This window comes from Agrococcus sp. TF02-05, from assembly GCF_017565345.1.
Lineage (GTDB): Bacteria > Actinomycetota > Actinomycetes > Actinomycetales > Microbacteriaceae > Agrococcus > Agrococcus pavilionensis.
The window spans coordinates 250,555-275,323 of sequence record NZ_JAGEKO010000001.1 but is presented as its reverse complement, the minus strand read 5'-3'; the positions used below and the strand labels follow the sequence as shown (position 1 = coordinate 275,323).

The following is a 24,769-nucleotide window of genomic DNA, read 5'->3' as shown; positions in this document are numbered from 1 at the left end:
TCGAGCGTACCGCGATGCGCGGCGGCGGCTACTCGAGCGTGAAGTCGTCGATCGTGACCGGCTCGGCGGGCGGTCCGTCGGGCACGCCGCCCTCGGTGCCCTTCGCGATCACCTCGTCGCGGAGCGCGTCGAGCCCCGAGGTCACGCGGCCGATGACGGAGTAGCCGCCGGCGCTGTCGGAGGGGATCGTCGTGTCGCCGTAGACGATGAAGAACTGGTGGCCGTTCGACTCGGCGTTGTTGCCCTGGCGCGCCATGGCGATCGTGCCCTCGACGTAGAGGTCGTCGGCGGGCGCGTTCTCGATCGGCCCGTACATGAACGACGGGTCGCCGCCGCCCTGCCCGTCGATCGAGCCGCACTGCAGCACCGAGAAGCCCTCGCTCGTCGTGAGGCGGTGGCACGTCGAGCCGTCGTAGTAGTCGCGCTGCGTGTCGAAGAGCACCGCCGAGACGGCCTGCGGCGCCGCTGCGCCGTCGAGCTCGACGCCGAGCTCGACGCCGTTCAGCGTCATCGACCCCGTCCAGGTGCGCTCCTCGGCGAGCGAGGGGTCGGGCACGAGCGACTCGCCGGCGCTCTCGCTCGCTGCGGGCGCGGCGGTGTCTGCGGGGTCTGCCGGGTCGCCCGGCTGCTGGAGCGCGATGAGCGCGGTGCCGCCGAGCAGCACGAGGAGCGCGAGACCGCCGCCGATGAGCGAGTCGCGGCGCTGCCGGCGCTTGCGGCGCTCGTGCACCGTCTGCCGCGCGCGGTAGTCGCGCACTCGGCGCTCCTGCTCCTGCTTCGTGACCACTCGGCTCTCCTCTCGCTCCGCGCGCCCGCGCGATGCGGCGTTCAGGCTACCGCTTGCGCGGGGCGGCGCCTGCGCGGGCAGGCCGACGCGACGGGCTCGCGTGGGCGGCCCCGCCTAGGCTGGAGGCATGGCCATGGGGACGACGGCGCCGCTCGCGGTGCGCATGCGCCCGACGAGCCTCGACGAGGTCGTCGGCCAACGGCACCTGCTCGGCCCCGGTTCGCCGCTGCGTCGACTCGCCGCCTCGAGCCAGACCGCCGGCGGCGGCGCCGCGAGCGGGCAGAGCGTGATCCTGTGGGGGCCTCCCGGCACCGGCAAGACGACGCTCGCGCAGTCGATCGCGCACTCCTCCGACCGGCGCTTCGTCGAGCTGAGCGCCGTGACCGCCGGGGTGAAGGACGTGCGGCAGGTCATGGAGGCGGCCCTGACCGACCGCGACCTCTACCAGCGCTCGACCGTGCTCTTCCTCGACGAGATCCACCGCTTCACGAAGGCGCAGCAGGATGCGCTGCTGCCGGGCGTCGAGCAGGGCTGGGTCACGCTCATCGCCGCGACGACCGAGAATCCGTCGTTCAGCGTCATCAGCCCGCTGCTCTCTCGCTCGCTGCTGCTCACGCTCGAGCCGCTCGACGACGACGACATCGTCATGCTCGTCGAGCGCGCGATCGCCGACCCGCGCGGCTTCGGCGGGCGCATCGCGCTCGACGACGATGCCCGCGCGCAGCTCGTGCGGCTCTCGTCGGGCGACGCTCGTCGCGCGCTCACGGCCCTCGAGGCCGCCGGCGCGCACGCGCTCGAGGCGGCCCGCGGCGACGCGGACGACGACGAGGACGACGACGGTGATGCGCCGGTGACCGTGACGGCCGAGGCGCTCGCGAGCGCGGTCGACCGGGCGCTGCTGCGCTACGACCGGCAGGGCGACGAGCACTACGACGTCATCTCGGCGTTCATCAAGTCGGTGCGCGGCTCCGACCCCGACGCGGCGCTCCACTACCTCGCGCGCATGATCGAGGCGGGGGAGGACCCGCGCTTCATCGCCCGCCGCGTCATCGTGCTCGCGAGCGAGGACATCGGGATGGCCGACCCGCAGGGGCTCGTCATCGCGACCGCCGCGGCGCAGGCCGTGCAGCTCATCGGCATGCCCGAGGGCCGCATCCCGCTCGCGGAGGCGGTCGTCTACCTCGCGACCGCGCCGAAGTCGAACCGCTCGTACCTCGGCATCGACCGCGCGATCGCCGACGTGCGCGCCGGCGACTTCGGCCGCGTGCCGACGCACCTCCGCGATGCCCACTACCCGGGCGCGAAGCGGCTCGGCCACGGGAAGGGCTATCGCTACGCGCATGACGCGCCGCACGGCGTCGCGACGCAGCAGCACCTGCCCGACCCGCTCGTGGGGCGCCGCTACTACGAGCCCGGCGCGCACGGCTTCGAGCGCGACGTCGCGGCGCGGCTCGAGCGCATCCGGCGGATCCTCGCCGGCGAGCGCTGATCTGGTAGCCTGGTCGACGGTCCAACGGCAGCCATGCCGACGCATCCGGACCCGCAACCCTCCTTAGGTCGCGGCACTCGGCCGCGACAGCCGCTCGCGCGGCAGCGAATCAGCGAAGGAAGTCATGTCCACGAAGTCCCGTACCCGTTCGAAGGTGCGCCTCTCGCGCGCCCTCGGCGTCGCCCTCACGCCGAAGGCCGCGCGCTACCTCGAGAAGCGCCCCTACGGCCCCGGCCAGCACGGCCGCACCAAGCGCAAGGCCGACAGCGACTACGCCGTCCGCCTCCGCGAGAAGCAGCGCCTGCGCGCCCAGTACGGCATCCGCGAGGCGCAGCTGCGCACGACGTTCAACGAGGCGCGCCGCCAGGCCGGCCTGACGGGTGAGAACCTCGTCGAGCTGCTCGAGATGCGCCTCGACGCGCTCGTGCTGCGCGCCGGCTTCGCCCGCACCATCTCGCAGGCGCGCCAGCTCGTCGTGCACCGCCACATCATGGTCGACGGCCAGCGCGTCGACCGCCCGTCGTTCCGCGTGAAGCCGGGCCAGCTCATCCACGTGCACGAGCGCAGCGAGGGCATGGAGCCCTTCCAGGTCGCCGCTGCCGGCGGTCACGCCGGCGTGCTGCCCCCGGTGCCGCCGTACCTCGACGTGCAGCTCGACCGCCTGCAGGCGCGCCTCGTGCGCCGCCCGGCGCGCGCCGAGGTGCCCGTCGTGGCCGAGGTCCAGCTCGTCGTCGAGTACTACGCCGCTCGCTGATCGGAGCGGTGCATCGAGAGGGGTCGCCGGAAGGCGGCCCCTCTCGTCGTTAGACTGACTGCGCCCCGGCCGCGATCGGCGTCGGGCGCACCCAGACACCCGAGGGGGACCCGCTGTGAAGAAGCTCCTGTTCCTGGCCATCGGCGTCGTCATCGGCGTCTTCGCCGCGCGCCGCATCGAGGAGACCGAGAAGGGCAAGGCGTTCCTCGACAACGTCGACGCCCGCAGCCGCGAGTTCACGGACGCCGTCAAGGACGGCTACCAGGCTCGCGACCGCGAGCTGCGAGGCGAGTGACGACACCCGATCCGAGCCCGGGCGCCCCGCGCCCGGGCTCGTCATGCCCCGCTGGGGCTGGAGAGACCTGACCGAATGCAGACCGCAGAGATCCACCGCCGCTTCCTGGAGCACTTCGAGCGCCGCGACCACCAGATCGTGCCCTCGGCGCCGCTCGTGAGCGACGACCCGGCGATCATGTTCACGATCGCCGGCATGGTGCCGTTCATCCCCTACCTCTCGGGCCGCGTGCCCGCGCCGTGGCCCCGCGTCGCCGACGTGCAGAAGTGCATCCGCACGAACGACATCGAGGAGGTCGGCCGCACGCCGCGGCACGGCACGTTCTTCCAGATGGCGGGCAACTGGTCGTTCGGCGACTACTTCAAGCGCGAGGCGATCGTCTGGGCGTGGGAGCTGCTCACCGGCTCGGAGGCCGACGGCGGCTACGGCTTCAGCCCCGACGACCTCTGGGTCACGGTCTTCGAGACCGACGACGAGGCCGAGCGGCTCTGGATCGAGTCGACCGACGTCGACCCCGCGCGCATCCAGCGCCTCGGGCTCGAGGACAACTACTGGATGACCGGCCAGCCCGGTCCCGCGGGCCCCGACTCGGAGATCTTCTTCGACCTCGGGCCCGAGCACGGCCCCGACGGCGGGCCCGCGACCGGGAGCGACCGCTACGTCGAGATCTGGAACCTCGTCTTCATGCAGGACGAGATCGCCGACGTGCGCTCGAAGACCGAGTTCACGATCGTGCGCGAGCTGCCGCGCAAGAACATCGACACCGGCATGGGCCTCGAGCGCGTCGCGTTCCTCAAGCAGGGCGTGCAGAACATGTACGAGATCGACCAGGTGCGCCCCGTGCTCGACCTCGCGAGCGAGCTCTCCGGCCGCCGCTACGGCGCGGACGCCGAGGACGACGTGCGGATGCGCGTGGTCGCGGATCACGTGCGCTCGTCGCTCATGCTCATGGGCGACGGCGTCACGCCCGGCAACGACGGCCGCGGCTACATCCTGCGCCGCCTCATGCGCCGCTCGATCCGCTCGATGCGCCTGCTCGGCGTGCACGAGGCGACGTTCCCGACGCTCTTCCGCGCGAGCTTCGACGCGATGTCGACCGCCTACCCCGAGCTCGAGCAGTCGTTCGGCCGCATCGAGCGGATGGCGATCGCCGAGGAGGAGACCTTCCTCAAGACCCTCGAGTCGGGCTCGACCGTGCTCGACCTCGCGATCCAGGGCGTGCGCTCCGACGCGGGGCACGTCGTGCCGGGCAAGACCGCGTTCCTGCTGCACGACACCTACGGCTTCCCGATCGACCTGACGATGGAGATCGCCGAGGAGGCGGGCCTCGAGGTCGACCGCTCGACGTTCGAGACGCTCATGAGCGAGCAGCGCACGCGCGCGAAGGCCGACGCGAAGTCGCGCCGCCGCCAGCTGGCCGACCTCTCGGTCTACTCGGACCTGCGCGCGAAGGGCGAGACGGCGTTCCTCGGCTACGACGAGCTCGAGGCCGACGGCGAGGTCATCGGCATCATCGCCGACGGCGCGTCGGCGCAGACCGCGGGTGCGGGCCAGGAGGTCGAGGTCGTGCTGACGGCGACGTCGCTCTACGCCGAGGCGGGCGGCCAGGACAGCGACCAGGGCCGGCTCATCGGCGCGGGCTTCGAGGCCGACGTGCTCGACGTGCAGCGCCCGGTCGCGGGCCTCACGAGCCACATGGTGCGCGTCACCTCCGGCGAGATCGCGGTCGGCGACGTCGCGCGATCCGTCGTCGACGAGCGCTACCGGCGCGGCGCCAACCAGGCGCACTCCGCGACGCACGTCGTGCACGCGGCGCTCCGCCAGCTGCTCGGGCCGGATGCGGCGCAGTCGGGCTCCTACAACAAGGCGGGCTACATGCGGCTCGACTTCTCGTGGTCGAGCGCGCTCTCGCACGACATGCGGCAGGAGCTCGAGGGCATCGCCAACTCGGCGATCCGCGACGACCTGCCGGTCGAGACGCGGCTCATGCCGCTCGACGAGGCGAAGGCGCTCGGCGCGATGGCGCTCTTCGGCGAGAAGTACGGCGACACCGTGCGCATGGTCGACATCGGCGGCCCGTGGTCGCGCGAGCTGTGCGGCGGCACGCACGTCGACGCGTCGAGCCAGATCGGCCTCATCTCGATCACGAGCGAGGCGAGCGTCGGTTCGACGAGCCGTCGCGTCGAGGCGGCGGTGGGGGCGGATGCGTTCCGCCAGCTGGTCGCGGAGCGCACGCTCGTGAGCGAGCTCACCGGCATGCTCAAGACGCCGCGCGAGCAGCTGCCCGGCCGCATCGAGGAGCTCGTGCTCTCGCTCAAGGCGGCCGAGAAGCGCATCGCCGAGTTCGAGTCGAAGCAGCTCGCCTCGCGCGTGCAGCCGATCGCCGACGCCGCGACGCGCGTGGGCGACGTGCTGCTCGCGGCGGTCGACCTCGGCGCGGTCGGCTCGCAGGACGACCTGCGCTCACTCGCGGGCCAGGTGCGGGAGCGCCTGGGCGCCGAGCCCGCGGTCGTCGCGATCGGCGGCGCGGTCGACGGCAAGCCCGCGATCGTCGTGGCGACGAACGACGCGGCCCGGCGCGGCGGCGCCGCGGCGGGACCGCTCGCGAAGGCCGCGGCGGCGGTGCTCGGCGGCGGCGGCGGCGGCAAGCCCGACATGGCGCAGGGCGGCGGGCAGGACGCGAGCGCGATGCCGCGAGCGCTCGAGGCCGTGCGCGAGGGGCTCGGCCGCTGAGCGGCCCGACGACCGTGCGTCGAGGCATCCGGATCGGCGTCGACGTGGGCCGCGCCCGCGTCGGCGTCGCCCGCTGCGATCCCGACGGGCTCATCGCGACCCCCGTCGAGACGATCCAGCGCGCGGACGTCGACGTCGTCGCGCGGCTCGCCGCGATCGCGGCCGAGCTCGGCGCGATCGAGGCCGTCGTCGGCCTGCCGATCTCGCTCTCGGGCGGCGACACCCCGAGCACGCAGGACGCGCGCGACATCGCGGCGGCCCTCGCCGCGGCGATCCCCGTGCGGCTCGTCGACGAGCGGCTCTCGACCGTCACGGCATCCGCCGGCATGCGCGCCGCGGGCCGCTCCTCGCGCCAGCAGCGTGCGAGCATCGACGAGGCTGCAGCGGTCGTGATCCTGCAGCACGCACTCGACAGCGAGCGATCGGCCGGGCGAGCGCCCGGCGAGCTGCTCGGCGACGGCGGCGCGGCCGCCACGGAGGACTGACATGGCAGGACGTCGAGCTCGCGCGCGGCAGGCGCGCAACCGGCGCCGGATCATCGGCTGGAGCATCGCGCTCGTCGCCGTCATCGGCATCGCGATCGCGGCCGCGGTCGTGGTGCCCCGGCTCGCCGACCGCTTCAGCGGACCGGAGGACTTCGCAGGCCCCGGCACGGGCGAGGTCGTCGTGCAGGTGCAGCCGGGCGACAACGGCTACGCGGTCGCCGAGACGCTGTACGAGCAGGGCGTCATCGCGAGCACCGAGGCGTTCACCGACATCCTCATCGCCGACCCGTCGATCCAGCTGCACCCCGGCGCGTACCGCGTGCAGCTCGAGATGTCGGCGCAAGGCGCGCTCGACGCCATCCTCGACCCCGCGAACAAGGCGGAGCTGCGCGTCACGGTGCCCGAGGGCTACACGCTCCCGCAGGTGTACGAGCGGCTCGAGCGCGACCTCGGCATCCCGCAGGCCGAGTTCCTGCAGCTCGAGAGCGACCTCGCGCGCTTCGACCTGCCGACCGACGCGGTGACGCTCGAGGGCTGGCTCTTCCCCGCGACCTACACGTTCGACGAGGGCATCACCGCCGAGGGCGTGCTCGAGGCGATGATCGCCCGCCAGGTGCAGGCGCTCGACGCCGCGGGCGTCGCGGAGGCCGACCGCCAGCGCGTGCTGACGTTCGCGTCGCTCGTGCAGCGCGAGGCGCGCCTGCCGGATGACTTCGGGCGCGTGGCCCGCGTCTTCCAGAACCGCCTCGACATCGGCATGCGGCTGCAGTCCGACGCGACCGTCGCGTACGGCACCGGCAACCTCCACGTCGTCACGACGACGGCCGAGGAGCGCGCCGACGCCGACAACCCCTACAACACCTACGCGCGGCCGGGACTCCCGGTCGGCCCGATCGGCGCGCCCGGCGACGTCGCGATCCAGGCGGCGCTCTCGCCGACGGAGGGCGACTGGCTCTACTTCGTCACGGTCAACCCCGACACCGGCGAGACCGTGTTCTCGGAGACGCTCGCCGAGCACAACGTCGCGGTGCAGCAGTTCCAGCAGTTCCTGCGCGACAACCCGGGCTGGGGCGGGTGACGTGACGGCCGCCGAGCGCGGCGCGAGCCGGCGGCTCGCGGTCGTCGGCTGGCCGATCGAGCACTCCCTCTCGCCCGTGCTGCACGGCGCGGCCGCGCGAGCGCTCGGGCTCGACTGGCGCTACGAGCGCCGCCCCGTGCGCGAGGGCGAGCTCGAGGGCTTCGTCGACGTGCTCGACGCGTCGTGGCTCGGGCTCTCCGTCACGGCGCCCCTCAAGCGCGAGGCGGCGCTGCTCGCGGCCTCGCTCGACGAGCGCGCGCGGCTGACGGGCGCCGCGAACACGCTGCTGCTCGGCGCGCGGCCGCGCGGCTGGAACACCGACGTCGGCGGCATCGTGCGCGCCTTCGCCGGCGGCGGGCTCGAGGGGGCCGCGACCGGCGCGATCGTCGGCGCCGGGGCGACCGCGAGCTCCGCGCTCGTCGCCCTCGCCGAGCTCGGCGCGCGCAGCGTCGCCGTCGCGCTCCGCAGCCCCGCGAAGGGCGCGGAGCTCGTCGCGCTCGGCGAGCGGCTCGGCGTCGAGGTCGCCCTGCAGCCGCTCGGCGAGGCGCTCCCGGCCGTCGACGCGGCCGTCTCGACGCTGCCCGCCGCCGCCGACGTCGTGCCGGCCTTCGCGCATCCGCCCTCGATGCTCCTCGATGCCGACTACGCGCGCGCCGACGGGTCGCGCTACCGGGGCGCCGTGCCCCATGCGGCGCTGCTCGACGGTCGCGAGATGCTGCTCGGCCAAGCGGTGCTGCAGGTGCGGATCTTCACGAGCGGCGACGTGGTGTCGCCGCTGCCCGACGAGGAGCGCGTCGCTGCCGCGATGCGGTCGGCACTCGCGGTCGCGACGGGTCTGGAAGAATCATGAGCATGCTGCGCTGGCTCACTGCCGGGGAATCCCACGGCCCCGAACTGCTCGCCCTCCTCGAAGGGCTGCCCGCGGGCGTGCCCGTGACGGCGGAGGCGATCCAGGCCGACCTGCAGCGCCGCAAGCTCGGCGCGGGCCGCGGCGCGCGCATGAAGTTCGAGCAGGACGAGCTGTCGATCTCGGGCGGCGTGCGGCACGGGCTCAGCCAGGGCGGCCCGGTCGCGCTGCGCATCGGCAACACCGAGTGGCCGAAGTGGCAGGAGGTCATGAGCGCCGCGCCGCTCGAGGGCGAGCTCACGGGCGCGCGCGCCGCGAAGCTCACGCGGCCGCGGCCGGGGCACGCCGACCTCGTCGGCATGCAGAAGCACGGCTTCGACGAGGCGCGCCCCGTGCTCGAGCGCGCGAGCGCCCGCGAGACGGCAGCGCGCGTCGCGCTCGGCGCCGTCGCGCGCGCGTTCCTCGCCGAGCTCGGTGTGCGGCTCGTGAGCCACACGCTCTCGATCGGCCCCGTGCGCGTGCCCGACGGCGCGCCGCTGCCGACGCCCGACGACGTCGACCGGCTCGACGCCGACGAGCTGCGCTGCAACGACCCCGCGACGAGCGCCGCGATGCTCGCCGAGGTCGAGGATGCCCGGCGCTCGGGCGACACGCTCGGCGGCATCGTCGAGGTGCTCGCCTACGGCCTGCCGCCGGGCCTCGGCTCCTACGTGCACTGGGACCGCCGGCTCGACAGCCGGCTCGCCGGCGCGCTCATGAGCATCCAGGCGATCAAGGGCGTCGAGGTCGGCGACGGCTTCGAGACGACCCGCCGGCGGGGGAGCGTCGCCCACGACGAGCTGCTCGTCGACGAGGAGGGCGTGCGTCGCGAGACCGGCCGCGCGGGCGGCCTCGAGGGCGGCATGACGACCGGCGGCGCGCTGCGCGTGCGCGCGGGCATGAAGCCGATCGCGACCGTGCCGCGCGCGCTCCGCACGGTCGACGTCGCGACTGGCGACGCCGCGCAGGCCCACCACCAGCGCAGCGACGTGTGCGCCGTGCCCGCGTCCGGCGTCGTCGCCGAGGCGATGGTCGCGCTCGTGCTCGCCGACGCGATGCTCGAGAAGTTCGGCGGCGACTCGGTCGCCGAGACCCGGCGGAACCTCGAGGCGTACGTCGCCGCGATCCCCGAGCGCCTCCGCACCCTGCCGTGACCGGCGGCGCGGCCCCGACGGGCGAGGCGCCCCGGCCCGGCGACGAGGCGAGCGACCGCCCGCCGATCGCGCTCATCGGGCCGATGGCGGCCGGCAAGACCTCGCTCGGCCGCAAGCTCGCGAGCCGCATCGGCCGCACCTTCGCCGACACCGACCGCCTCGTCGTGCTCGAGCACGGGCCGATCCCCGAGATCTTCGCCGACCACGGCGAGGCCGTGTTCCGGCGCTGGGAGGCGGATGCGGTGCGGCGCGCGCTCGTGCCGGGCACGGTCGTCGCGCTCGGCGGGGGAGCGGTGCTCGACGAGGGCTCGCGCGAGCTGCTCGGCGCGGCGACCGTCGTGCTCGTGACGGTCGACGAGCACGCCGCCGAGCGGCGCCTCGGCGGCGGCGGGCGGCCCCTCGTCGCCGACGGCATCGACGCGTGGCGTCGCATCGCGGGGGAGCGGGAGCCGCTCTACCGCTCCCTCGCCGACGTGACCGTCGACACATCCAGGACCCCGATGGCCCGCGTGCTCGACGAGCTGCAGGCCTGGCTCGCCGAGCGCGGGCTGTGACCGCGAAGGAGACCCCATGACCACGATCCGCGTCGAGACCGATGCCCCCTACGAGGTGCACGTCGGCCGCGGCGTGCTCGTCGAGCGCCTCCGCGCCTCGCTCGGCGACGCGCAGCGGCTGCTCGTCGTGCACCAGCCGGCGATGAGCCGCGTCGCCGACCACTTGAAGGCCGAGCTCGACGGCATCGAGGTGCTGCTCGCCGAGGTGCCCGACGCAGAGGCGGCGAAGCGCATCGAGGTCGCGCAGTTCCTGTGGCAGATCATGGGGCAGGCGGAGTTCACGAGGACCGATGCGGTGCTCGGCCTCGGCGGCGGCGCCGTCACCGACCTCGCGGGCTTCGTCGCCGCGACGTGGCTGCGCGGCGTGCGGGTGCTGCAGGCGCCCACGAGCGTGCTCGGCATCGTCGACGCCGCGGTCGGCGGCAAGACGGGTATCAACACCGAGCAGGGCAAGAACCTCGTCGGCGCCTTCCACCACCCCGCGGTCGTCGTCGCCGACCTCGAGCTCGTCGACTCGCTGCCGCGCAACGAGCTGCTGACGGGCTTCGCCGAGATCGTGAAGGCGGGCTTCATCGCCGACCCGCGCATCCTCGAGCTGCTCGAGGGCTCGTTCGACGCGGCAACCGACCCGACGGCCCCGGAGTTCGAGGAGGTCGTCGCGCGCTCGATCGAGGTGAAGGCGCGCGTCGTCGCGAACGACTTCCGCGAGCGCGGCGAGCGCGAGTTCCTCAACTACGGCCACACGCTCGGGCACGCGATCGAGCACACCGAGCGCTACCGCTGGCGCCACGGCGCGGCGGTCTCGATCGGGCTCGTGTTCGCGGCCGAGCTCTCGCGGCTCGCGGGCCGCTTGCCCGAGTCGGTCGTCGACCGCCACCGCGCGATCCTGCAGTCGCTCGAGCTGCCGACGAGCTACCCGGTCGGGCGCTGGCAGACGCTGCTCGGCACGATGCGCAAGGACAAGAAGGCGCGCGGCTCGATGCTGCGCTTCGTCGTGCTCGACGACGTCGCCAAGCCCCGCATCCTCGAGGGCCCCGACGACAGCCTGCTGTTCATGGCCTACCAGTCCCTCGCCGACTGACCGGTCGCTCCCGCACCCGACCGGCGCCCGCGGTGGCTGAGTGGGGCCGTCGGTACGTGAGTGGCTCCCGCGGTGGGTGGGTGGCGCCTGCGGTGGGTGAGTGGCGCCTTGCGTGCGAGCTCAGCGACGAACGCAGCTCACGGCGCTCCATTAGCGAGGCGCCACTCACCTGCCCGAGGCGCCACTCACCTGCGCGAGGCGCCACTCACCTGCGCGAGGCGCCACTCACCTGCGCGAGGCGCCACTCACCTGCGGGAGGCGCCACTGACCTGCGGGAGGCGCCACTCGCGCACGCGGGGGAGCGGCCGTCGGGCAGGATGGGGGCATGCGCATCCTCGTCCTCAACGGCCCGAACCTCGGCCGACTCGGCACTCGCGAGCCCGAGGTCTACGGCACCGCGACGATCGACGACATCGCCCCGCTCGTCGAGGCCGCCGGCTCGCTCGAGCAGCGGGTCGAGGCCGACGTGCGCCAGACCGATGACGAGGCGGAGCTCGTCGGCTGGATCCACGAGGCGGTGGATGCGCGCACCCCGGTGATCCTGAACCCCGCGGCGTTCACGCACTACTCCTACGCGCTCCGCGACGCGTGCGCGCAGCTGCAGGGCGTGGCCCCGCTCGTGGAGGTGCACATCTCGAACCCGCACGCGCGCGAGGCCTTCCGCCACACCTCCGTGATCTCCGGCGTCGCGACCGGCATCATCGCCGGCTTCGGGCTCGACGGCTACCGCCTGGCCGCGGCCGCGATCGTCGGCCGCTAGACTCGTCTGTCGGCCCCGCGGGGGTCCCAGCACGCACCACGGAACGGAACCCCATGGCAACCACGAACGACATCAAGAACGGCGCGGTCCTCAACCTCGACGGCCAGCTCTGGAGCGTCATCGAGTTCCAGCACGTCAAGCCGGGCAAGGGCGGCGCGTTCGTGCGCACGAAGCTGCGCAACGCGCGCAGCCAGAAGGTCGTCGACAAGACCTTCAACGCCGGCACGAAGATCGAGTTCGCGACCGTCGACCGCCGCGACTACCAGTTCCTCTACAACGACGGCACCGACTTCGTCTTCATGGACAACGACACGTACGAGCAGCTGCCGATCCCCGCCGACATCGTCGGCGACGCCTCGAAGTACCTGCTCGAGAACGGCACCGCGACCATCTCGATGCACGAGGGCGAGGCGCTCCAGGTCGAGCTGCCGGCATCCGTCGTGCTCGAGATCACCTACACCGAGCCGGGCCTGCAGGGCGACCGCTCGAGCGCCGGCACGAAGTCGGCGACCGTCGAGACCGGCGCCGAGATCCAGGTGCCGCTCTTCGTCGAGCAGGGCACCCGCATCAAGGTCGACACGCGCGACGGCAGCTACCTCGGCCGCGTCAACTGACGTGAGCGGTCAGGAGACCTACCCCTCGCGCCGCAAGGCGCGCAAGCACGCCGTCGAGGTGCTCTACTCCGCGCAGGCGCGGGACGAGGCGCCGGAGTCGGTGCTGCGAGACACCGCCGCGCGGCTCGGCTGGGCGAAGCACCCGTGGTTCGCGTTCGCGCGCGAGATCGTCGCGGGCGTGGCCGACGAGCTCGAGGGCCTCGACGAGCTCATCGCCTCGTCGAGCGAGCACTGGACGCTCGACCGGATGCCGCGCACCGACCTCGCGATCCTGCGGGTCGGGGCGTGGGAGCTCGAGCACGAGACGGCTCCGGCGAGCGTCGTGGTCTCGGAGGCCGTGCACCTCGCGAACGAGCTCTCGACCGATCGCTCGGGCGCGTTCATCAACGGCGTGCTCGGCCGGATCGCGGCGCAGCGCGCCTGACCCGCCGCTCGCGCTCGGCCTCCCGAGCGCGGATGATGGCCGCATGGCCGAGCGCACGCACGACTGCATCGTGGTGGGCGGCGGGCCCGCGGGCCTCATGCTCGGCCTGCTGCTCGCCCGCGCCGGCGTCCGCACGGCGGTGCTCGAGCGCCACGGCGACTTCCTGCGCGACTTCCGCGGCGACACCATCCACCCGTCGACGCAGCAGCTGCTGCACGAGATCGGGCTGCTCGAGCGCTTCCTCGCGCTCCCGCACGCCGACCTGCCGCAGGTCTCGATGCGCTTCTCGGGCCGCCGGCTCGTGCTCGCCGACTTCAGCCGCCTGCCGACCGTGCGGCAGTGCATCGCGTTCATGCCGCAGTGGGACTTCCTCGACCTGCTCGCGGATGCTGGGCGCGAGCAGGCCGCGTTCGACCTGCGGATGCGGTGCGACGCGACCGCGCTGCTGCGCGACGGCGAGCGGGTCGTCGGCGTCGTCGCCGACGCGCCCGAGGGCCCCGTCGAGCTGCGGGCGAGGCTCACCGTGCTCGCGGACGGCCGCGACTCGCGCCTGCGCTCCGACGCGGGGCTCGAGCCGGTCGGCGCGCCGAGCGCGATCGACGTGCTGTGGTTCCGCGTGCCCCGCGAGCCCGGCGAGTCGGTGACGTTCATGCAGCTCGGCGACGGGGCGCTGCTGTCGATCGACCGGGGCGACTTCTTCCAGGCCGCGCACATCGTGCGGCGCGGCGCCTGGCGGGGCGACGAGGCCTCGCTCGCGGCGCTCCGGCGGCGGGTGGGCGCGCTCGAGCCCTCGTTCGCCGCGCGGCTCGCGGGCTTGCGGCTCGACGACGTGCGGGTGCTGCGCGTGCGCATCGACCGGCTGCCGCGCTGGTATCGCGACGGGCTGCTCGCGATCGGCGACGCGGCGCACGCGATGTCGCCCGCCGGCGGCGTGGGCATCAATCTCGCGATCCAGGACGCCGTCGCCGCGGCGAACGCGCTCGGGCCGCGGCTCGCGAGCGCGCGGCCGAGCGAGGCGCTGCTGCACCGCATCCAGCGGCGGCGCGAGCCGCCCGCGCGGATCGTGCAGGCCGTGCAGCGGCGGCTCGAGACCATGCTCGTGCGGGTCGCCGAGCCCGGCACGCGCGTGCCGGTGCCGCTGCCGCTGCGCGTCGTGCAGCGCGTGCCGGCCCTTCGGCACCTGCTCGGGCGCTTCATCGGCCTCGGCCCCAGGCCGGAGCACGCGACGCGGTAGAGTGGAGTCATCAGACAACCTTGAAGCCCGTCCCGTGAGGCGGAGAAGGGAGTCGCTCGTGACTCAGCGTGCAGGCGCGCGCACCGTGCTCGGGCCCGACGAGATCGGCCGGGCCCTCACCCGCATCGCCCACGAGATCCTCGAGGCCAACCACGGCGCCGACGACCTCGTGCTGCTCGGCATCCCGACCCGCGGCGTGCACCTCGCCCAGCGGCTCGCCGACCGCCTCGCCGACATCACCGGCATCGGCTTCGCCGACCGGGTCGGCGCCCTCGACGTCACGATGCACCGCGACGACCTGCGCGGCCGGCCGACGCGCGCGCCGCAGCCGACGCGCGTGCCCGCCGCGGGCGTCGACGACCGCGTCGTCGTGCTCGTCGACGACGTGCTCTACTCCGGCCGCACGATCCGCGCCGCCCTCGACGCGCTCGCCGACCTCGGCCGCCCGCGCGTCGTGCGGCTCGCCGCGCTCGTCGACCGCGGCCACCGCGAGCTGCCCATCCGCGCCGACTTCGTCGGCAAGAACCTGCCGAGCGCTCGCAGCGAGCACGTCCGGATCCTGCTCGACGAGGTCGACGGCGCCGACGCCGTGACGATCGAGGACGGGGCCGCATGAGGCACCTCCTGACGGCCTCGATGCCGCGCGACGAGGCGATCGGCCTGCTCGACCTCGCCGAGGACATGCACCAGATCCAGGACCGCGAGCTCAAGAAGCTGCCGGCCCTGCGCGGCCGCACGGTCGTGAACCTCTTCTTCGAGGACTCGACCCGCACGCGCTCGTCGTTCGAGATCGCCGGCAAGTGGCTCTCGGCCGACGTCATCAACGTCTCGGGCAAGGGCTCGAGCGTCTCGAAGGGCGAGTCGCTGCGCGACACGGGCCTCACGATCGCGGCGATGGGCGTCGACGGCGTCGTCGTGCGCTCGGGCGCCTCGGGCGCGCCCGCGCTGCTCGCCGACTGGATCGGCCGACCCGTCGTCAACGCGGGCGACGGCACGCACGAGCACCCCACGCAAGCGCTGCTCGACGCCTTCGCACTGCGCCGGCGCATCCACGGCGGCGCCGCTCGCGGGAAGGCGCTCGACGGCGTGCGCATCGCGATCGTCGGCGACATCGCCCACTCGCGCGTCGCGCGCTCGAACGCGCTGCTGCTGCCCGCGCTCGGCGCCGAGGTGACGCTCGTCGGCCCGCCGCCGCTGCTGCCGCCGGCCGCGGCGGACGGCTCCCGCCTCGGCGTGCGCGCCGAGCCGAGCCTCGACCGCGTGATCGACGAGCGGCCGGACGCGCTCATGCTCCTGCGCGTGCAGCTCGAGCGGCAGGCGGGGAAGGTCGCGCCGAGCGCCGCGGAGTACATCACGGGCTGGTCGCTCACCGACGAGCGCCTCGCCCGGCTCGGCGACGCGCACCTGCTGCACCCGGGACCGATGAACCGCGGCCTCGAGCTCTCGAGCCGCGCCGCCGACTCCGACCGCTCGGCGATCCTCGAGCAGGTGACCGCCGGCGTCTCGGTGCGCATGGCCGTGCTCTACTCGCTCCTCGCATCCGACCACCCGTCCGCAGACCTCGGAGGCGCCCGATGACGACCCTGCTCACCGGCGCCGCCGTGCTCGGCGGCGAACCGCGCGACCTCGCGATCGAGGGCGACGCCCTCGTCGACCCGAGCGCGATCGATCGCGATCGCGCCGAGGTGATCGACGCATCCGGCCTCATCGCCCTCCCGGGGCTCGTCGATCTCCACGCCCACCTCCGCCAGCCCGGCGGCGAGCAGGCCGAGACGGTCGCGAGCGGCGTGCGCGCCGCGGCCGCGGGCGGCTTCACGTGCGTCTTCGCGATGGCCAACACGAACCCCGTCGCCGACACGCCGGCGGTCGTCGAGCAGGTGCACCGGCTCGGCCTCGAGGCGGGCCTCGCGACCGTGCGACCCATCGGCGCGGTCACGGTCGGCCTCGCGGGGGAGCGGCTCGCCGACATGACGATGCTCGCCCGCAGCGCCGCTCGCGTCACCGTCTTCAGCGACGACGGCCACTGCGTGCACGACGCCGAGCTCATGCGGCGCGCGCTCGAGCACGCCGCCGCGCTCGACGCGGTCGTCGCGCAGCACGCGCAGGACCCGGCGCTCACGCGCGGCGCCGTCATGCACGAGGGCCCGCTCTCGGCCGAGCTCGGGCTCGGCGGCTGGCCCTCGGTCGCCGAGGCGTCGATCGTCGCGCGCGACGCGATGCTCGCCGAGCTCGCCGGCGCCCGCCTGCACGTGTGCCACGTCTCGACCGCCGAGACCGTCGAGGTCGTGCGCGCCGCGAAGGCACGCGGCGTGCGCATCACCGCCGAGGTCGCGCCCCACCACCTGCTGCTCACCGAGGAGCTCGTGCGCTCCTACGACGCGCGCTTCAAGGTCAACCCGCCGCTGCGCACCGACGCCGACGTGCGCGCGCTCCGCGAGGCGCTCGCCGACGGCACGATCGACATCGTCGCGACCGACCACGCGCCCCACGCGCCGGAGGCGAAGCTCACGGCGTTCGCGGATGCCGCGTTCGGCATGGTCGGGCTCGAGACGGCGCTGTCGGTGGTGCAGATGGCGTGCGTCGAGACGGGGCTCATGGACTGGGCCGGCGTCGCGCGCGCGATGTCGACGACGCCCGCCGCGATCGGCCGCGAGCCCGGCTACGACGCGCCGCTCGAGATCGGCGCTCCCGCGCACGTCGTGCTCGTCGACCCCGCCGCGCGCGCCGTCGTCGAGGAGCGGCACCTTCGGGGGCGCTCGGCGAACTCGCCCTACCTCGGCCGGGAGCTGCCCGGCCGCGTGCTGCACGTCTGGCACGCGGGCCGCCGCACGCTCGCCGACGGACGGATCGTGACCGAGGAGGTCGGACGATGACGAAGGAGCTGTTCGCGCTGCTGAGCGCGGGCCTCGTGGCACTCCTCGCGCTGCTCGCGGTGCTCGGCGTGCTCGCGCACCGACGACGCCAGCGCGACGTCGAGCCGCCGCTGCCGTGGATCGACGCCGCGCCGACCCTCGTCGCCGAAGCGCTCTACGTCGCGACGACGCGCGCCGGCGAGCCCTACCAGCGCATCTTCGCCCACGGCCTCGGCTTCCGCGGCCGCACCCGGGTCGCGATCGACCCGGCCGGCGTGCAGCTCGTCGCCGACCGGCGCGAGATGCGCATCCCCGCCGACCGCATCCGCGCGGTCGAGCGGGCCACCTGGACCATCGACCGCGTCGTCGAGCCCGGGGGGATCATCGTGATCGCCCACTCGCTCGGCGCCGACGTCGACACCTACCTCCGCATCATCGGCGACGACACCGAGGCGTTCGAGGCGCTGCGCGCCCTCGCCCGGGAAGGAGCACCCTCATGACCACCCCCGCACCCGCCGCCCTCCGGCAGGCTCAGGACGCCGCCCTCGTGCTCGAGGACGGCACGATCTACCGCGGCTCCGCCTACGGCGCGACCGGCCGAGCGCTCGGCGAGGCCGTCTTCGCGACCGGCATGACCGGCTACCAGGAGACGCTCACCGACCCCTCCTACGCGGGCCAGATCGTCGTGCAGACCGCGCCGCACATCGGCAACACCGGCGTCAACGACGAGGACGCCGAGTCGCGCCGCGCGTGGCCCGCCGGCTACGTCGTGCGCGCCGCGAGCCGCGTCGTCTCGAACTGGCGCGCCGAGGGATCCCTCGAGGCGCAGCTCGCCGAGGACGGCATCGTCGGCATCGCTGGCGTCGACACCCGCGCCGTCACCCGCCGCCTCCGCGACGCGGGCGCGATGCGCGCCGGCGTCTTCTCGGGCGACGCGCTCGAGAGCGACGAGGCGATGCTCGCGGCGGTGCGCGAGAGCCCCGAGATGACCGGCCGGAGCCTCGCCGAGCTCGTCTCGACGCCCGAGGCCTACCGGCTGCCGGCGATCGGGGAGTCGATCGGCACGCTCGCCGTGCTCGACCTCGGGGTCAAGGCATCCACCCTCAAGTACCTGCAGCAGCAGGGCTTCGACCTCGTCGTGCTGCCGCAGGACGCGACGCTCGAGCAGGTGCTCGAGCACGAGCCGATCGCCGCGTTCTACTCGAACGGCCCCGGCGACCCGGCCGCGAGCGACGACCAGGTCTCGCTCCTGCAGGGGCTGCTGCGCGAGGACCTGCCGTTCTTCGGCATCTGCTTCGGCAACCAGCTGCTCGGCCGCGCGCTCGGCTTCGGCACCTACAAGCTGCCCTTCGGCCACCGCGGCATCAACCAGCCCGTGCTCGACACCGCGACCGGACGCGTCGAGATCACGAGCCAGAACCACGGCTTCGCCGTCGACGCGCCGCTGCGCGAGCAGCTCGAGAGCCCCGCGGGCTTCGGCCGCGTCGAGGTGAGCCACTTCTCGCTCAACGACGAGGTCGTCGAGGGCCTGCGAGCGCTCGACATCCCCGCCTTCAGCGTGCAGTACCACCCCGAGGCCGCGGCCGGCCCGAACGACGCCCACCACCTCTTCGGCCGCTTCCGCGAGCTCGTGCTCGCGCATCGCGCCGGCGCGCGCCCGACGGGCGCCGACACGACGACCGACGACGTGCGCGCCGCCGCATCCCACGACTCCGACTCCGACTCCGACCAGAAGGACGCCTAGTGCCCAAGCGCGACGACATCCGCTCCGTCCTCGTCATCGGCTCCGGGCCGATCGTCATCGGCCAGGCGGCCGAGTTCGACTACTCGGGTACCCAGGCGTGCCGAGTGCTGCGCGAGGAGGGCGTGCGCGTCATCCTCGTCAACTCCAACCCGGCGACGATCATGACCGACCCCGACTTCGCCGACGCGACCTACATCGAGCCGATCACGCCCGAGGTGATCGAGACGATCATCGTGAAGGAGCGCCCCGACGCGATCCTGCCGACGCTCGGCGGCCAGACCGCGCTCAACGCCGCGATCGCGCTGCACGAGCAGGGCATCCTCGCTCGCCACGGCGTCGAGCTCATCGGCGCGAAGGTCGACGCGATCCAGCGCGGCGAGGACCGCCAGCTCTTCAAGCAGCTCGTGCTCGAGGCCGGCGCCGACGTGGCCTCGAGCGCGATCGCGCGCTCGGTCGACGACGCGATCGCGTTCGCCGAGGAGTACGGCTACCCGGTCGTCGTGCGCCCCTCGTTCACGATGGGCGGCCTCGGCTCGGGCTTCGCGCACGACGAGGCCGAGCTCCGCCGCTTCGTCGGCGACGGCATCCACTCGTCGACGATCGGCGAGGTGCTGCTCGAGGAGTCGATCCTCGGGTGGAAGGAGTACGAGCTCGAGCTCATGCGCGACCAGGCCGACAACACGGTCGTCGTGTGCTCGATCGAGAACGTCGACGCCGTCGGCGTGCACACGGGCGACTCGATCACCGTCGCGCCCGCGCTCACCCTCACCGACCGCGAGTTCCAGCGCCTGCGCGACATCGGCATCGACATCATCCGGCGCGTCGGCGTCGACACGGGCGGCTGCAACATCCAGTTCGCCGTCGACCCCGCGACGGGCCGCATCATCGTCATCGAGATGAACCCGCGCGTCTCGCGCTCCTCGGCGCTCGCCTCGAAGGCGACGGGCTTCCCGATCGCGAAGATCGCGGCGAAGCTGGCGCTCGGCTACCGCCTCGACGAGATCCCGAACGACATCACGAAGGTGACGCCCGCATCGTTCGAGCCCGCGCTCGACTACGTCGTCGTCAAGGTGCCGCGCTTCAACTTCGAGAAGTTCCCGGCGGCGGATGCGACCCTCACGACGACCATGAAGTCCGTCGGCGAGGCCATGGCGATCGGGCGCACCTACGCGCAGGCCCTCCAGAAGGCCCTCCGCTCGCTCGAGAAGCGCGGCTCCTCGTTCCACTGGGAGGGCGAGCCGGGCGACGCGGCGGCGCTGCTCGAGGCCGCGCGCGTGCCGACCGACGGCCGCATCGTGACGCTGCAGCAGGCGCTCCGCGCGGGCGCGACGATCGAGCAGGCCCACGAGGCGACCGGCATCGATCCGTGGTTCCTCGACCAGCTCGTGCTCATCAACGAGGTCGCCGACGCGATCCGCGAGGGCGACCTCGACGAGGACCGGCTGCGGCTCGCGAAGGAGCACGGATTCTCCGACGCGCAGATCGCGCAGCTGCGCGGCATCGGCGAGGCGGAGGTGCGCGAGGCGCGCTGGGCCGCGGGCGTGCGCCCGGTCTACAAGACCGTCGACACGTGCGCGGGCGAGTTCCCCGCCGAGACGCCGTACCACTACTCGAGCTACGACCTCGAGACCGAGGTCGCGCCCTCCGACCGCCGGAAGGTCATCATCCTCGGCTCGGGCCCGAACCGCATCGGGCAGGGCATCGAGTTCGACTACTCGTGCGTGCACGCGTCGTTCGCGCTCTCCGACGCCGGCTTCGAGACCATCATGGTCAACTGCAACCCCGAGACGGTCTCGACCGACTACGACACGAGCGACCGGCTCTACTTCGAGCCGCTCACGCTCGAGGACGTGCTCGAGATCGTGCACGTCGAGCAGGCCGCCGGCGAGCTCGTCGGCGTCATCGTGCAGCTCGGCGGGCAGACCCCGCTCGGCCTCGCGCGCGGCCTCGAGGCCGCGGGCGTGCCGATCCTCGGCACGACGCCCGACGCGATCGACGCGGCGGAGGAGCGCGGCCTGTTCCAGCGGATCCTCGACGAGGCCGGCCTCGTCGCGCCCCGCAACGGCATCGCGACGAACGAGCGGGAGGCGATCGAGATCGCCGAGGGCATCGGCTACCCGGTGCTCGTGCGCCCCTCGTTCGTGCTCGGCGGCCGCGGCATGGAGATCGTCTACGACACCGCGAGCCTCCACGGCTACTTCGACCGCATCGCGGCGCACGGCATCGTCGGTCCGCAGGCGCCGCTGCTCGTCGACCACTTCCTCGACGACGCGATCGAGATCGACGTCGACGCCATCTTCGACGGCGACGAGCTCTACGTCGGCGGCATCCTCGAGCACATCGAGGAGGCGGGCATCCACTCGGGCGACTCGTCGTGCACGCTGCCGCCCGTCGGCCTCGGCCGCGCGCAGCTCGAGGAGATCCGCGACGCGACGCACCGGATCGCGGCGGGCCTCGACGTGCGCGGGCCCATCAACGTGCAGTTCGCGTACGGCGCGGGGGTGCTCCACGTCATCGAGGCGAACCCGCGCGCGAGCCGCACGGTGCCGTTCGTCGCGAAGGCGATCGGCACGCCGATCGCGAAGGCGAACGCGCGCGTGCTCGCGGGCGCGACGATCGCGGAGCTGCGCGCCGAGGGCATGCTGCCCGAGCGCGACGGCACCGTCATGCCGATCGACGCGCCGGTCGCGGTCAAGGAGGCCGTGCTGCCGTTCCGCCGCTTCCGCACCGCCGACGGCCGCATGGTCGACTCGCTGCTCGGGCCCGAGATGCGCTCGACCGGCGAGGTCATGGGCATCGACCGCGACTTCCCGACCGCGTTCGCGAAGAGCCAGGCCGCCGCCTACGGCGGGCTGCCCACCTCGGGCACCGTCTTCGTCTCGCTCTCCGACCGCGACAAGCGCCAGGCGGTGCTGCCGATGCACCGGCTGCAGCAGCTCGGCTTCGACATCGTCGCCACGACCGGCACGGCCGAGGTGCTCGCGCGCAACGGCATCGCCGTGCGCACGGTGCGCAAGCACTCCGAGGCGGGCGAGGAGCCCTCGATCGTCGACCTCATCGACGCGGGGGAGATCGACATCATCATCAACACCCCCACGGGCGGCATCGCGCGCGCCGACGGCTACGAGATCCGCGCGGCCACGGTCGCGGGCGACAAGGCGCTCTTCACGACCGTCGCGCAGCTCGGCGCCGCGGTCGCGGCGATCGAGGCGGCTCGCGAGGCGTTCGAGGTGACGAGCCTGCAGGAGTACCACGCGCGGCGGTCGGCGTGACCTTCCTCGAGCGGCTCGGCGACGCCGTCCGGCGGCGCGGCGCGCTGTGCGTCGGCATCGACCCCCACCCCGCGCTGCTCGAGCGGTGGGGGCTCGAGGCGGATGCGTCGGGCGTCGAGCGCTTCGGCCGCGCGGTGGTCGAGGCCGCGGCCGGGCGCGTCGGCGTCGTCAAGCCGCAGGCCGCGCTCTTCGAGGCGCTCGGGCCCGCGGGGCTCGGCGCGCTCGAGCGCGTGCTCGCCGACGCGCGCGCCGCGAGCCTCGTGACGATCGCCGACGCGAAGCGCGGCGACATCGGCTCGACGACGCTCGGCTACGCGGCCGCGTGGCTCGAGCCGGGCGCGCCGCTCGAGGCGGACGCGCTCACCGCGAGCCCCTACCTCGGCGTCGGCGCGCTCGAGGGCCTCTTCGCGGCCGCCGAGCGAGCCGGCAAGGGCGTGTTCGTGCTCGCGGCGACCTCGAACCCCGAGGGCGCGGCCATCCAGCGCGCGCGGCTCGACGACGGGCGCACCGTCGCCGCTGCCGTCGCGGACGAGGTCGCCGCCCGCAACGCCGCGACGGGCGCGGGCCACGGCCTCGTCATCGGGGCGACGATCGACCGGGCCGCCTTCGGGCTCGCGCCCGACGCATCCACGCCCGTCCTCGCGCCGGGCTTCGGCGCGCAGGGCGCTCGGCTCGCCGACCTGCACCGCCTCTTCCCCGCGGATGCGCTCGTGCTCGCGAGCGCGAGCCGCAGCATCCTGCAGGCGGGGCCCGAGGGCATCGCGCCGGCGATCGACGCGGCGATCGGGGAGCTGCCGTGACCGGCAGCCCCGACCGGGGCGTCCCGGAGCGGAGCATCCCTGACCCTGGCGCGGCCGGTCGCGCGGCGATCGAGGCGCGCCGCGCGCGAGCCGCCGTCAAGCGCGCGCTCGCCGCCGGCCAGCGCGGTCCGCGCGACGTCGCCGAGCGCGCGTGGCAGGAGCCCGACGGCGTCGAGGCGCGGCTGCGCGTGCCCGAGTACTTCGGGAGCCTCCGCGGCATGGGACCCAAGCGCGTCGAGGCGCTCATGCGCGAGCTCGCGATCGCCCCCTCCAAGCGGCTCGGCGGGCTCGGCGGTTTGCAGCGCGAGCGCGTTCGCGCTTGGCTTGACCTCGTGGATCCCTCGCGTCGCCCTCGCCTCATCGTGCTCGCGGGACCGACGGCGGTCGGCAAGGGCACCGTCGCGCAGTACGTGCGCGAGCACTTCCCGCAGATCCGCCACTCGGTGAGCGCGACGACCCGGGCGCCGCGACCCGGCGAGATCGACGGCGTGCACTACGCCTTCGTCTCCGACGCCGAGTTCGACCGCATGGTCGAGGAGGGCGAGTTCCTCGAGTGGGCGACGGTGCACAACCTGTCGCGCTACGGCACGCCGCGCTCGAGCGTGCAGGCCGCGCTCGACGAGGGCTCGTCGGTGCTGCTCGAGATCGACCTGCAGGGCGCGCGGCAGGTGCGCGAGTCGTTCCCCGACGCCGTGCTGCTCTTCCTCGCGCCGCCGTCGTGGGACGAGCTCGTCCGCCGGCTCGTCGGCCGCGGCACCGAGACGCCCGCGGAGCGCGCGAAGCGGCTCGAGACCGCCAAGGTCGAGCTCGCGAGCCAGCCGGAGTTCGACGCGACGATCGTCAACTCCGACGTCGCGGAAGCCGCGCACGAGGTCGTCGAGCGGATCCTCTCGGCGGAGGCGGAGCCGCGGGAGTAGTCTTCGGCGCATGAGCGATGGAGCGCCGTGACCGGCGTCGACCGCGACGCGGCGCTCAGCGCCGCGCTCATCCGCCTCGTCGACACGCTGACGGGCGAGTACGACGTCGTCGAGGTGCTCCACGCGATCGCGCTCGAGTGCGTCGAGCTGCTCGAGGTCGACGCGGCCGGACTGCTGCTCGTGGATGCGCGCGGCGAGCTCGAGCTCGTCGCGTCGACGAGCGAGGGCGCCGACTTCGTCGAGGTCATGCAGCTGAACGCGGGCGACGGCCCGTGCATCCGCTCGTTCCGCACCGGCACCATCATCTCGGTGCCCGACGTGCGCGCGACCGGCACCGACTGGGCGCACTTCCGGCTCGCCGCGGCCCAGCGCGGCTATGCGTCCGCCTACGCGGTGCCGATGCGCCTGCGAAGCGAGGTCATCGGCACCGTCGGGCTGTTCCGCACGCGCACCGGCGAGCTCGACGGCGCCGACGCGGCCGTGGCGCAGGCGCTCGCCGCGTTCGCGACGATCGCGATCGTGCACGAGCGCACCGCGCGCGAGAGCACGATGCTCGCCGAGCAGCTGCAGCGCGCCCTCGAGAGCCGCGTCGTGCTCGAGCAGGCGAAGGGCGTGCTCGCCGAGTCCGCGGGCGTCGACATGGACGAGGCCTTCCGACTCCTCCGCCAGCACGCGCGCAGCCGGAACCTGACGCTGCGAGCGGTCGCCGAGGGCGTCGTCGATCGGAGCCTCGTCATCCCCGCTGCCGGCCCGGCTCGCCCGGAGGAGTGAGCGCCGCCGCTTGACAGCGGCGCACCGCCCCTGCACGCTGGGGCCAGGAGATCGTGCCCTCCAGACCCCGGGGCGCGCTTCGGCG

At 74.0% G+C, this 24,769-nt stretch carries 24 protein-coding genes; 23 read left to right on the top strand and 1 reads right to left on the bottom strand.

Annotated features, from left to right (window positions below; translation table 11 throughout):
* Positions 1-28: 28 nt before the first annotated feature.
* Positions 29-787, bottom strand: a complete 759-nt coding sequence (locus tag JQT67_RS01405) for a peptidylprolyl isomerase (RefSeq protein WP_021009271.1) — start codon at positions 785-787, stop codon at positions 29-31.
* Positions 788-914: 127 nt separating this feature from the next.
* Here JQT67_RS01405 and JQT67_RS01400 point away from each other — a divergent pair, with 127 nt between their 5' ends.
* From JQT67_RS01400 to JQT67_RS01290, 23 genes are all read left to right on the top strand, one after another.
* Positions 915-2,276: a replication-associated recombination protein A gene (locus JQT67_RS01400; RefSeq protein WP_208063171.1), complete on the top strand. Its 1,362-nt coding sequence runs from the start codon at positions 915-917 to the stop codon at positions 2,274-2,276.
* A 124-nt stretch (positions 2,277-2,400) separates the two neighbouring features.
* Entirely contained in the window at positions 2,401-3,030 is a 630-nt protein-coding gene (rpsD, locus tag JQT67_RS01395) for a 30S ribosomal protein S4 (RefSeq protein ID WP_031223133.1), read from the top strand.
* Positions 3,031-3,145: 115 nt separating this feature from the next.
* Entirely contained in the window at positions 3,146-3,325 is a 180-nt protein-coding gene (locus tag JQT67_RS01390; RefSeq protein ID WP_021009268.1) for a hypothetical protein, read from the top strand.
* 75 nt (positions 3,326-3,400) lie between these two features.
* Positions 3,401-6,058, top strand: a complete 2,658-nt coding sequence (gene alaS / locus JQT67_RS01385; RefSeq protein ID WP_208063170.1) for an alanine--tRNA ligase — start codon at positions 3,401-3,403, stop codon at positions 6,056-6,058.
* Positions 6,059-6,072: 14 nt separating this feature from the next.
* Positions 6,073-6,543 (top strand): Holliday junction resolvase RuvX, encoded by a 471-nt coding sequence (gene ruvX / locus JQT67_RS01380; protein ID WP_208063169.1) that lies wholly within the window; start codon positions 6,073-6,075, stop codon positions 6,541-6,543.
* A gap of 1 nt (position 6,544) precedes the next feature.
* Positions 6,545-7,621 carry an endolytic transglycosylase MltG gene (gene mltG / locus JQT67_RS01375; protein ID WP_208063168.1) on the top strand — a complete coding sequence of 359 codons (1,077 nt, stop codon included), beginning with the start codon at positions 6,545-6,547 and terminating at the stop codon, positions 7,619-7,621.
* Position 7,622: 1 nt separating this feature from the next.
* Positions 7,623-8,471, top strand: coding sequence for a shikimate dehydrogenase (locus JQT67_RS01370; protein WP_208063167.1), 849 nt, complete (start codon positions 7,623-7,625; stop codon positions 8,469-8,471).
* A 2-nt stretch (positions 8,472-8,473) separates the two neighbouring features.
* Positions 8,474-9,661, top strand: a complete 1,188-nt coding sequence (aroC, locus tag JQT67_RS01365; RefSeq protein ID WP_208063166.1) for a chorismate synthase — start codon at positions 8,474-8,476, stop codon at positions 9,659-9,661.
* Positions 9,658-10,215, top strand: coding sequence for a shikimate kinase (locus JQT67_RS01360; protein WP_307864143.1), 558 nt, complete (start codon positions 9,658-9,660; stop codon positions 10,213-10,215). Before aroC ends, JQT67_RS01360 begins: the two co-directional genes overlap by 4 nt.
* Before the next feature lie 16 nt (positions 10,216-10,231).
* On the top strand, positions 10,232-11,296 hold the full coding sequence (gene aroB, locus JQT67_RS01355) for a 3-dehydroquinate synthase (RefSeq protein ID WP_021009261.1): 1,065 nt from the start codon (positions 10,232-10,234) through the stop codon (positions 11,294-11,296).
* A 325-nt stretch (positions 11,297-11,621) separates the two neighbouring features.
* On the top strand, positions 11,622-12,056 hold the full coding sequence (gene aroQ, locus JQT67_RS01350; protein ID WP_208063165.1) for a type II 3-dehydroquinate dehydratase: 435 nt from the start codon (positions 11,622-11,624) through the stop codon (positions 12,054-12,056).
* 53 nt (positions 12,057-12,109) lie between these two features.
* Positions 12,110-12,670 (top strand): elongation factor P, encoded by a 561-nt coding sequence (gene efp, locus JQT67_RS01345; RefSeq protein ID WP_208063164.1) that lies wholly within the window; start codon positions 12,110-12,112, stop codon positions 12,668-12,670.
* A 1-nt stretch (position 12,671) separates the two neighbouring features.
* The gene (gene nusB / locus JQT67_RS01340; protein ID WP_021009258.1) at positions 12,672-13,094 is read left to right on the top strand and encodes a transcription antitermination factor NusB; all 423 of its coding nucleotides are present in this window, start codon (positions 12,672-12,674) and stop codon (positions 13,092-13,094) included.
* 43 nt (positions 13,095-13,137) lie between these two features.
* A complete protein-coding gene (locus JQT67_RS01335) occupies positions 13,138-14,328 on the top strand; it encodes an FAD-dependent oxidoreductase (RefSeq protein ID WP_208063163.1) in 1,191 nt (396 codons plus the stop codon).
* Positions 14,329-14,386: 58 nt separating this feature from the next.
* Entirely contained in the window at positions 14,387-14,944 is a 558-nt protein-coding gene (gene pyrR, locus JQT67_RS01330; RefSeq protein ID WP_031223130.1) for a bifunctional pyr operon transcriptional regulator/uracil phosphoribosyltransferase PyrR, read from the top strand.
* Positions 14,941-15,906, top strand: coding sequence for an aspartate carbamoyltransferase catalytic subunit (locus JQT67_RS01325; RefSeq protein WP_208063162.1), 966 nt, complete (start codon positions 14,941-14,943; stop codon positions 15,904-15,906). The genes pyrR and JQT67_RS01325 overlap by 4 nt, the downstream gene beginning before the upstream one ends.
* Positions 15,903-17,201, top strand: coding sequence for a dihydroorotase (locus JQT67_RS01320; protein WP_208063161.1), 1,299 nt, complete (start codon positions 15,903-15,905; stop codon positions 17,199-17,201). Before JQT67_RS01325 ends, JQT67_RS01320 begins: the two co-directional genes overlap by 4 nt.
* Complete coding sequence (locus tag JQT67_RS01315; protein ID WP_208063160.1) at positions 17,198-17,680, top strand: hypothetical protein; 483 nt, start codon at positions 17,198-17,200, stop codon at positions 17,678-17,680. The genes JQT67_RS01320 and JQT67_RS01315 overlap by 4 nt, the downstream gene beginning before the upstream one ends.
* Positions 17,677-18,924 (top strand): glutamine-hydrolyzing carbamoyl-phosphate synthase small subunit, encoded by a 1,248-nt coding sequence (carA, locus tag JQT67_RS01310; RefSeq protein WP_208063159.1) that lies wholly within the window; start codon positions 17,677-17,679, stop codon positions 18,922-18,924. The genes JQT67_RS01315 and carA overlap by 4 nt, the downstream gene beginning before the upstream one ends.
* Positions 18,924-22,196 carry a carbamoyl-phosphate synthase large subunit gene (gene carB, locus JQT67_RS01305; RefSeq protein ID WP_208063158.1) on the top strand — a complete coding sequence of 1,091 codons (3,273 nt, stop codon included), beginning with the start codon at positions 18,924-18,926 and terminating at the stop codon, positions 22,194-22,196. Before carA ends, carB begins: the two co-directional genes overlap by 1 nt.
* Entirely contained in the window at positions 22,193-22,996 is an 804-nt protein-coding gene (gene pyrF / locus JQT67_RS01300; protein WP_208063157.1) for an orotidine-5'-phosphate decarboxylase, read from the top strand. The genes carB and pyrF overlap by 4 nt, the downstream gene beginning before the upstream one ends.
* Positions 22,993-23,913 carry a guanylate kinase gene (gene gmk, locus JQT67_RS01295; RefSeq protein WP_307864140.1) on the top strand — a complete coding sequence of 307 codons (921 nt, stop codon included), beginning with the start codon at positions 22,993-22,995 and terminating at the stop codon, positions 23,911-23,913. Before pyrF ends, gmk begins: the two co-directional genes overlap by 4 nt.
* A gap of 27 nt (positions 23,914-23,940) precedes the next feature.
* A complete protein-coding gene (locus tag JQT67_RS01290) occupies positions 23,941-24,684 on the top strand; it encodes a GAF and ANTAR domain-containing protein (protein WP_307864138.1) in 744 nt (247 codons plus the stop codon).
* The last annotated feature ends 85 nt before the right edge of the window (positions 24,685-24,769 follow it).